A 9,219-nucleotide genomic window follows, 5' to 3' on the forward strand; every position below is an offset into this window, starting at 1 on the left:
GTCTGGGCGCTCCCTGGTTCGATCTCAAGACAATCACCGAACGGCTCCGGCGACCGTTCGAACTGCACTTGATCTAATCCTGCTCAACGCGCATCAACGGTGCGCAGGCCGCCATGATGGCGGCAGGGCCTGCTATCGCCTCGAGGCCGCCCATGATCCAGGTTGCAGATTGATCGCTCAGCAAAACCAGGCAATCGACATCACAATCCAACAAAATGTGCATCGACTTCAAATGTTTTGTCGCCGCAACCAGCCAGTTTGTGGCAAAAATATTTTATATGCGTTTTCCGAGGTGTTCATGCGTCAACGCTGGGGGAAACAAGACTTCCTGCGCCGACCATGACGCGATTGCCGATGACGACGTCGTCCATGATGATGCAACCCATACCGATCAAACACTCATCGCCGATGGTGCACCCATGCAAGATCGCCGAGTGGCCGATAGTCACATAGCTTCCGATGAGCAGCGGCGACCCCTCCGGCTTCGCCGCGTTCTTGTGTGAAACGTGGCACATCGTGAAATCCTGAATATTGCTACAGTCGCCAACGACGATGCGATTGACGTCCCCGCGCAGCACGGTGTTGCACCAAATTGAACAATCGCGACCGACGTGGACATCGCCTATCACCTGGGCCGAGTTGTGAACGAAGGTTCTTTCCGCGAGATCGGGGGTGTACGCCGGAACCGCCGAAAATTCCGTCACTCCAAATCCAACCCGGCCAAGAGCGTGTCCAGGTCGATCATTTTGCCGCCACTTTGAAACGTGTAGTGCCCGTTCAGCAGGATGTGCCGCCAGGCCGCCGGCGACATCCGGGTGATCAGCGCCACGGCCTTGGCGTTGCCGCTGGCCTCGCATTTTGTCAGCAGGTGCGACAGGATGGCCGAGTTGTAATAGATGATCGTGTTGGCGATCAGGCGCGCGCATTGGTTGCTGATCTCGATTTCGATGTCGGTGCGTCCGGTCAGTTCCTTCTTTCCACCGACCTGGGCGATAGTCGAACGTAGCTGGTGGTAAGACTCGATGCGGTTCTGCGAGCGGTGGACGTTGCGCTCCAGTTGTGGATCGCGCAAGTATCGCAGCGTGTAGATGCTGCGCACAAGCTTGTCGAACTCGAAGATCGCGCGCCGTGTCGGGTTCGTCGAGGTGTAGGTGCACAGTTTGCGGATCAAGGCACCCTGGGTTATCTCCTTCAGCCCGAGCGTAGCGACGATTTGATCCATGTTCGGTTTTTCGTCGACAATCACCGTCAGGTCAGCCTGGCCGACCGGGCGGATCAGGAATTTCTCGTACAGCGCCGGGTCGTCGGCGCAATACAGTTCCTTCAACTGGTCATTGAGGTTGGTGAAACGTGGCTCGAAGCGCGGGCCGAACCAGCACAGGATGGCGAAGTTGGCCTTGTTGACGCTGTGCATGTCGCCGGTGATGGCTGTCGGCATGATGTCCGACGTGTTGCGATACCAGATGTCGAACACATGGTGCGCCTCGTATTCGTGCGCGCCGATCAGGTAGCTGTTGAGAGGCACGTGATTGCATAGCAGCGTGTAGGCGACCACGCCCTTGCCACGACCAAAGTATTTGCGCGAAGAACGCGCCTTCACGGTTGGCCGCTCGACACCGAATTTCTGACCATCGACGGCACCGTACAGCACATCCATGTCGAACGAGTAATGCGGGAAGATCGGTAGCGTGGCGATGGCATTGCTGATGCGGTCGTTGGCGGCTTGCAGAGATGCCTGGCGCAGGTACTGCTGGTAGGTCGTCTCCAGCACGTGGTAGGGAATGTCGCTGGTGCGCGCCATGACCTGATTGCCGTGGTTCATCGCTTGCGCGATGATAACCGCCATCAGGCTATCGGCATCGGCCACCTTCTTCGCATAGCGCGGCTGCAACGGCGTCAGCGCCGACAAGAACTGGCACTGGGCGTTGACGAAACGGAACACGTCGGCGACATCGCAGTGCGGCAGTTGCTCGTAAAATGCCTGCTCGCTGACCTTCTGGTTATCACCCTTGGGCTTGCGCCAGATCAGCTTCTTCGTGTCCTTATCGTAGTCCAGGTGCGTCAGCTTGCCCTGCTTCAGCTCGCTGTCGAATGCCAGCCATTGCGCGCGCAGCTTGGCCGTCAGCGCGTCGAGCTGGGCATTGATCGGCTGGCGCAGGAAGGGGATGTCCATTTGCGCAAGCACATCGGCTTTCTCGTCCATCGAAACCAGTTCATCGGAGAAGTGGCGATGTTGCAAGCTGTTGTCGAGATAGATTTCGCCCGACTGGAATCGCTTCCTGATCTGCCGATAGAGCCAGAACTCGTAGTGATCGGCGTGCAGTCCGGTCGGCTTGCCATCGGCATCGAAAGTCAACAGGTACGACCGCAATCGTTTCGGCAACGTGGCCGCCGGACATTCGGCCAACGGTCGTTGCGACAGGCGCTGCTGCTTGGCAAACACGCTCTTGGCCCAGGCCAGCGCCGCGAGCCACGGACTGTCGGGGACGGTGCTGGCAAAGTCGAGCGCGACGTACAGCGGTCGCAGATGGCGGCGAATGCGTTCAGCCAGGACGTCCACTGCTTGCCAGTGCAAGGCCAGTTTGCTCACCGGCTTCACACTCAAGCGCTGACCGGTGATCTGCAGGGTGTCTCTGGGCATGATCTTGTACGCGCGCTGGCGTACGCTGCCAAACGGCGTGGCGTCGGCCACCGTGTCATCGACGTAGATCAACAGCAGGCGACCGACCTGCGGCGTGTTCTGCTGGCGACGCACCTGTTCCGCCAAGAAAGATTTCTGCGCGAGCGCGCTGCTTTCGTCCTCCAACTGCTTCATGTGATAGGCCATCGCATCGACCAGGTTGTCGGAGAACTGCCGGTAGCGTTGCCAGGCGTAACACAGCAGGTAAAGATGGGTCTGATCCGCCTTGAGGTTGCGCAGGTCGTGGACGGTGTAGAAGTTCGCCAGACTCGCGTAGTACAACAGGTTCTGCTGAGAAACGCCCAGCTTGGGCAGCAACGCCTTGGCGATCTGGTACAGCGGCTCCAGCAAGGTGCGCTTCTCGCGCTCGCGGATCATCTGACGCCAGCCGAAGCTCTTGGCATCCTGTTTGAGTGCCGCCAGTTGAGACAGGGTGTCATCACGCACCAGGAGCTGGGCCAAGGCGGCTTTGGCCGCGTCGTCGAGCACTTCCGCCAGTAGGCCGCCTAAGCGCCGACGTTCGGTGGACAGTGTTTCGCTGATCAGTTCTTGCAGAGTGGTGTAGCCAGGCCGGATGATCTTGTGCTTGTTGAGCCAGAAGATCAACTCTACGGCTACGAATCCCGGCGTCACGTCGCGCCGCACGATCTGCGTGGCCTGCTGCCCAAGCTGCGGCAAGAAGTCGGCTGCCCACAGCCGGTACCCGAACAGATCAGCGATCCCCTCACGCTGGGTGTAATGCTCATGCTTGGTGATCGGCTTACGCTCGAATGCTTCGCCATGGAAATAGCGGCTCAGCACGAAGGTGCAATCGTCCTCGACCTCGCTCCAGTCAAAGCGGAAGAAGGCATGCTTGGCCTTGAAATAGCCGATTTGCAAGAGGCAATAGACCTGGGCATGGAGGCCTGGACGGCTGCTGGCGAACGCCAGTTCGGCTTCCGTCAATGCCAGATATTCTAGCTGTTGTGCATCGTCGAAGTCCGGTAGGCCGTACAGGGCTTCCTGCTCGGCGTCGGACAATACGGTCAAGCGCTCACTCTTGGCCGTCATGGTGAAGATGCTCCACGCGATCCCGGGCAGCTAAACCGCGTCAGCGTTTCGATCAGTGTGGGGTACTTGACGTCGAAGTTACGGCACACGGCCGCTTCAGATATTCCGGCATTCAGCGTAGCGTCAATGGTGTCCAGTTTATCGCCGATGATGGCCGGCGGATGGCTGCCGAGTCGTTTACGCCGGTTGTCCATCGCGGGCCAGCGCGCGATACACCGAGGCACGACCGACACCCAGCCGACGGGCAATTTCCGTCGCACCCAGCTTCTCCTCGACTCGAAGACGCTGAACTTCGGCGGGGTCGATTGATGGCTTGCGTCCGCGGTAAACGCCACGCGCTTTGGCCGCCGCAATGCCTTCCATCTGACGTTCGCGTCGCAGGTTGGTTTCAAATTCTGCAAAAACGCCCAGCATGTCCAGGAACGCCTTCCCTGCCGCACTACGGGTGTCAATCGGTTGCTCGGTCGCCTTGAGGGTGACGCCGCGCTCCTTCAGCGTGTACACAATGTCCTGAAGGTCTTTGATGCTCCGGGCAAGGCGATCAATGCGGGTGACGACCAGCGTATCGCCACGCCGCAGGAAATCCAACAGAAGTTGAAGTTCAGTCCGGCCCGTCCGAGTCGTTCCGCTCACTTTCTCGGCCCGGACTACATCGCAACCCGCTGCACGAAGCGCCTGTTCTTGAAGGCTGAAGTCCTGATCGCTGGTAGAAACGCGAGCATATCCGTAGAGCGCCATAGATCAGCAATCGTCTCGTTAGCCTTTAGAGGTTCAAACACTAGCATACCGAAATGAGCAAAACAACCCTATTGAGACAGAAAAAACGTCTCATTTTGACGGCTCATATGAGTACACCCAAAAGAAGCAAGTGCTGGTCATCATTTTCAATTATTGTGCGTGAAGTGATCGTCTAGTTCGCCTGAACGGCGAACTGCCTCAGAACAAGGGTTTGGACGGGGCTGCACCCACCCCGCCCAAACCCGGTACCTCCCTGAAGGGAGGGGCTTCAACCGGAAGTTAGTTTTTTGGTGAGCACGACTCGATGGAATGCGAGCACGGTCGGATAAATGCAAGCTCACTTGCAGTTAATGTGAGCATGAGCACCGTTTCATTTGCAGTTAATTCGATCCGAAAAACGCTCTGATTGCAAGCACGGCCGTTTATAAACGCAAGCCGTTACATCTATTGGCCAGGAAATTGAGGAAATGCAGACTTGTTTGCGCTTCAAAATTGACGCCAGCCACACCGCAAGGGAGAAAACCACATGAAACAGACGTTGGCCGCAGGATTTTTGTCGCTGGCTGTGGGGGCTGCCCCGGTGGTGGCGGTGGAATCGCCCTATTTGCCGCTGGCGCAGGCGGGTGGTGGCGGTCTGGTGCTCAAGGAAGACCCGGCAAAGTACCCTGTATTGCTGGAATTGCTTGGCAAATTTAAAAGGAAAACCATACTCGAAAGATTGCCGACGCTCACCGTCAGCCAGCGTGAGCGCATCATGGGCTATTACAAACTTGCCCGATCCCAGCCGGAAATCAGTGAACGAACCATCGCTAATGGCGTAAGCGGAATGGTGCTTGGCTACGTGGAAATCGAAGATGTCCGTCGTTTCGTTGAAGAATATACAAAGACTGGGAAACTTCCAAAGGGACTTCCACTCCCCTTTTCGAACTTTAAGAATGCTTCTGAGAAGTTCCCTGGTGCGGAAAACTATCTCGCAAGTGAACTTTCAAGCACGAAGAAGCTAGATGAACAGATTAGTGTGATTTTGGATGCGGTTATTGCCGATGCGGAAAAGAAGGCGTCCGATGCAGACAAGAAGGCGTCCGATGCAGACAAGAAGGCGTCCGATGCAGACAAAGCAGGAGAAATCGCCAGAAAAAAAACAGTTGAAAATCGTAAGCAGATCGAACTGCTTGAACAACTTCTCAAGGCTATGCCTCAACGCTAATGAAAACGCACAAAATTGAACGCAATAATAGGGGACCACGGTTTTCAGATATTCAGAAACAGACAACAATGGGCTGTTCCCTATTGTTCATGAGGCTTCAAGCCCGGCAGAAGCGCGTGAATAACAGCGGCTAACTTCGCTCAGGCTCAAGCGGTTGAGTTGAAAAGTGAGTTGGAAAAAACGAAGGAAGAAACGGAACGTCAACAGAAGCAAGCGAATGAAATCGCCGCAGCGTTGCATGCCGATCTTTCAACAGAACGGCAACGCCAGGAGCAGGCCAGTGCGGCGCTGGCAAGGGCTGAAGTCCGGCTGGAGTCACTACCTGTAACGGCCCGATAACATTTAGGGGTGTTGGAGCTAACTTTACTTTGTTGGGGGTTGGGCAAATTTAGCCCATGAGCGACGCACCCAAGGCACCCAGGCCCACAGGGAAATGGGCACATCGGCCCCACCGGTATCTTTGCTTGCCGCGCCATGGGTCATGGATTGCAAAGCGGGCTCAAGGATCCGGAAGAAAAGGCCCTTGTGGACCATACCACGGGGGTACGCCCCGTTTACAGTGTTGGCGCCGTAGTGATAGATTTCGAGTTTTGTTAGTGGGCAAGTCGTTAATCGTCATGGCGCAAAAACAAAGAAACAAGAGGAGCCGTACAAACAAGTCCGATATGGTGGCCGCGCATTTATTGGATCATCTTGTGGCCCAAGCGCAAGACATCGAGTTGCGGCATAGCCCACCTTTTCGTGCTCCTACCAAAGTGCTGACCAGTTTGCAGCAGTGCGAACACTGCAATGCGGATATCGCTTTGTTGATTTTTGGGGATAACGCCTCCGATGCGGGAGGGTTGGAGGCCTATGCAAGGCTTATGGCCGAGCCAATCAGGAAAACCAATTTGCCGGCGTTCGTTATTGCACCGCCTAGCGATCCACGCTCTACTGAAAACCCTTCTTTGTTGCTCAAAGTGCACCCCATCCAAGAGGAGCCTTTTTTGACGACGCCGGATGAATGGTTAGCGCTCATCCGGGCGTTGAGCGACGCCCACTGTCCGAAATCGTCAATATGGCGTCCTTGATTTTGGTGCAATTTTGGGCGGTGGCGAGCACCTGAATGGGCACTACACCTTTCACGGAGAGGGTCAGATCATCGATCTGGAAGCGATCGTGGTGGGGCTGGAATTGGGTTGACGGAATTTTCGGCGGTTCCGGCGTACAACCCCTGTTCTGCCGTTGGCGCCAAAATTTCAACCATGTTCATCCGTGACTTCAGCGGCGCAGGAATGGACTCTTGGTAGTTGCTGGTCGCCAGTAGAATCATTTTGCTGCAATCGAGCCGGGCCTCTATGCCTTCATCGCGGAAACGCCGGGCGCTATCGACTTCCATGAGGTCCAGCAAAACCGGGGTTTGTGGGTAACGGCTGTCGCTTGAAATTTTGTCTATTTCATCAAGCAGCACGACCGGGCATCCGCTTTTTCCTTCGGCCAAAAGACGAAAAATCCGGCCTGGCCGGCTGTTTGAATAGCCGGCAGAAACACCGGATAGTTCAAAACTGCCGGTTCCAGCGCCTAGAGAAATTGCTTCAAAGCCAACGTCCAAAATCTTGGCAACCTCGCACGCGAAGCGCGTTTTACCAATTCCAGGTACGCCATTCATGCAAAGGGGTGAGACGCGGAAATCCTCTTTTTCCCCCGACATGGCAAGCGAAATTTCAGCGATCAGGGTGTCGACAACATTGCTGAAGTTGGGCATGTCCAGCTTGAGGCCGAGTAAGCCGGCGACCACGGTAGGCAAGGGCTGGTTGATGAGCGTGCGCGTGCCTAGCGCCACCAGTGCGGCCTGAAGAAAAGGCACTTGCCGTTTTGCGCGTTCGTCACCTTCGTCCTCGCGGAGCTTGATCAGCTTTTCAAGCTCGAAGGGATCGAAGATATTGACGTAGGCGTCGGCAGGGTCTGGTATCTCGGACGTTGCTTCAGCAAGCTCAACCGGAGCTTCAACTTCGTCACGAAGTGATTTGGTGACAACCTCGCTGAAATCCGCAACTACTTGCTCTGCTGCTTTATTTACAGCGTGTTCAATGGGGAGGTAAGGCCTGAATTTTTTGTATTCATCATCCTGTGCAAAACCCTGGGAGATAAATTCTTTCCGCTCGGTTTTATTCATCATTCACCCCTTTTGGCTGCATTAAAATGCAAAAACCCGCAGCGTTTTTATGCTTGCGGGTTATCGGGGGCGGCGAGGATTCAGGTTCTACCGAACGCGATTACCCCGCAAAATCTGCGTTGAGCAGAAGTGAAAACTACTAGCGGGTACACCGGTTCGATTTGATTGTATGATACGTTTCACAGCTACTTTTGTCAATGCAAATCTGGTGTTTTGCGGTCGTTTTGGATGGCAGTGTGGTGTTAAACAGACAGGTTTGTTAAACCATTTCTTACTGACAAAAAAGACGTGGAGCGGCTGGGATGTTGATGCTGAGCGGAGCGACTAGATGTAGCGGCTTGCATTTATAAACGGCCAGGCGTCTTGATAATCCGCCGCAAGGCGGGCCAAACTCTAAGTCTTTTTGCGATCTCGATAGCCACGTTTTTGAAGCTCTGTTTTGTCTATCGGGTTTTTAAAGTGAACTTGGCCGTGCCGAGTACTCTCGGTCGGCGGTGGCAAGCGAGAGCGCGGCAGGGGCAGAGGGAGGGAGTGCCAGTTATAGCAGCCGGTTTCATTCTTGCCAAAACGCTACGACATATGATATAATATGTGGATTATGCGACCAACCACAATCCACGAGGTATCCTCCCGTATTGCAAAAGATGTGACCAATGGAAAAGACATTTGGTCTTCAATGCCGTATCACATGAGTGACTTCCTTCATTGGCTGATCCCGGAATTGGCTAAGCAGGAAGCCGCCGCAGTCATCCCAATGGTGGTCACGGAAGCCCCGGTAAAGACAGGCAACCAGGTTGCTGATGCTTATCTTGCGGGCCTTGCAGAATATCTTTCGCAGAAAAATGAGTTGGTGGTGCCGGCCTGGACGAACGATCCCCACAATTTCTTAAAAGAACCTTTTTACGTCGGAACAAAAAGTATTGAGGATTTGCTGCTCGCAACCACCCCCTCCGCTTGGCGCCGTCGATTGATCTTTTGTGGTGAGTTTTCTTTCTGATGATTGTTCATTTTTACCGTAATGCTTTAACTTATAGTCTTATTTGATATTGCAAAAAGGATGTGCATGAAAACTGGCTGGACGCTGAAAGAAGCGACTGATGATTTGAAATCCGGCGCTATTACTGGATTCGTTCTTGAGAAAACCATGGAAGGCTGGTTTTTGAGATTGCGCTTCAATCCGACCCTGGCTGTGTCTGACGGCTACATCATCGACGCAAGGCGCAAGACCCCGAGACCGTTCGCGACGGCGGCAACAGCGCTTGGTGTTGCTGAACAGATTGGGTTTTCGGTGTCAGGATTGAGAAGTCGAGAACACATACGCGGAGTTGCGACAGATTCAGATTTCTTCTGTTAGGACCCAATTGGTTTGGCACTTTTCACACCAGCGTG

At 54.8% G+C, this 9,219-nt stretch carries 11 protein-coding genes; 6 read left to right on the forward strand and 5 right to left on the reverse strand.

The genetic code is table 11. The annotated features are described in order from the left end of the window. Positions 1–343: hypothetical protein (locus tag ACOYNV_RS23090; protein ID WP_422902160.1), on the forward strand; the 343-nt coding region annotated here is incomplete at its 5' end. Here the strand turns inward: ACOYNV_RS23090 and ACOYNV_RS23095 are convergent. The 4 genes from ACOYNV_RS23095 to ACOYNV_RS23110 are packed head-to-tail and all read right to left on the reverse strand — an operon-like array spanning position 297 to position 4,468. Next, a complete protein-coding gene (locus tag ACOYNV_RS23095; protein WP_422902161.1) occupies positions 297–704 on the reverse strand; it encodes a gamma carbonic anhydrase family protein in 408 nt (135 codons plus the stop codon). The genes ACOYNV_RS23090 and ACOYNV_RS23095 overlap by 47 nt on opposite strands. After that, positions 701–3,730: a Tn3 family transposase gene (locus tag ACOYNV_RS23100; RefSeq protein ID WP_422902162.1), complete on the reverse strand. Its 3,030-nt coding sequence runs from the start codon at positions 3,728–3,730 to the stop codon at positions 701–703. The genes ACOYNV_RS23095 and ACOYNV_RS23100 overlap by 4 nt, the downstream gene beginning before the upstream one ends. Then, entirely contained in the window at positions 3,727–3,924 is a 198-nt protein-coding gene (locus ACOYNV_RS23105) for a hypothetical protein (protein WP_422902163.1), read from the reverse strand. The genes ACOYNV_RS23100 and ACOYNV_RS23105 overlap by 4 nt, the downstream gene beginning before the upstream one ends. Next, on the reverse strand, positions 3,908–4,468 hold the full coding sequence (locus ACOYNV_RS23110) for a recombinase family protein (protein WP_422902164.1): 561 nt from the start codon (positions 4,466–4,468) through the stop codon (positions 3,908–3,910). The genes ACOYNV_RS23105 and ACOYNV_RS23110 overlap by 17 nt, the downstream gene beginning before the upstream one ends. A 526-nt stretch (positions 4,469–4,994) precedes the next feature. Here ACOYNV_RS23110 and ACOYNV_RS23115 point away from each other — a divergent pair. The 3 genes from ACOYNV_RS23115 to ACOYNV_RS23125 all read left to right on the forward strand — a co-directional run bounded on the left by ACOYNV_RS23115 (position 4,995) and on the right by ACOYNV_RS23125 (position 6,745). Continuing rightward, positions 4,995–5,675: a hypothetical protein gene (locus tag ACOYNV_RS23115; RefSeq protein WP_422902165.1), complete on the forward strand. Its 681-nt coding sequence runs from the start codon at positions 4,995–4,997 to the stop codon at positions 5,673–5,675. Between the two features lie 159 nt (positions 5,676–5,834). After that, positions 5,835–6,014 carry a hypothetical protein gene (locus ACOYNV_RS23120; protein WP_422902166.1) on the forward strand — a complete coding sequence of 60 codons (180 nt, stop codon included), beginning with the start codon at positions 5,835–5,837 and terminating at the stop codon, positions 6,012–6,014. 257 nt (positions 6,015–6,271) lie between these two features. Then, positions 6,272–6,745, forward strand: a complete 474-nt coding sequence (locus ACOYNV_RS23125) for a hypothetical protein (protein WP_422902167.1) — start codon at positions 6,272–6,274, stop codon at positions 6,743–6,745. A gap of 68 nt (positions 6,746–6,813) precedes the next feature. On the opposite strand, the gene ACOYNV_RS23130 is transcribed toward ACOYNV_RS23125, so the two are convergent. Beyond that, positions 6,814–7,833 carry an AAA family ATPase gene (locus ACOYNV_RS23130; RefSeq protein WP_422902168.1) on the reverse strand — a complete coding sequence of 340 codons (1,020 nt, stop codon included), beginning with the start codon at positions 7,831–7,833 and terminating at the stop codon, positions 6,814–6,816. A 685-nt stretch (positions 7,834–8,518) separates the two neighbouring features. Here ACOYNV_RS23130 and ACOYNV_RS23135 point away from each other — a divergent pair. Together ACOYNV_RS23135 and ACOYNV_RS23140 are read left to right on the forward strand one after the other, a co-directional pair. Further along, positions 8,519–8,827 carry a hypothetical protein gene (locus ACOYNV_RS23135; RefSeq protein ID WP_422902169.1) on the forward strand — a complete coding sequence of 103 codons (309 nt, stop codon included), beginning with the start codon at positions 8,519–8,521 and terminating at the stop codon, positions 8,825–8,827. A 66-nt stretch (positions 8,828–8,893) separates the two neighbouring features. Further along, positions 8,894–9,184, forward strand: a complete 291-nt coding sequence (locus tag ACOYNV_RS23140) for a hypothetical protein (protein ID WP_422902170.1) — start codon at positions 8,894–8,896, stop codon at positions 9,182–9,184. Positions 9,185–9,219: the final 35 nt, after the last annotated feature.

The organism is Propionivibrio sp., from assembly GCF_049316945.1.
In the GTDB taxonomy this organism is placed as follows: domain Bacteria; phylum Pseudomonadota; class Gammaproteobacteria; order Burkholderiales; family Rhodocyclaceae; genus Propionivibrio.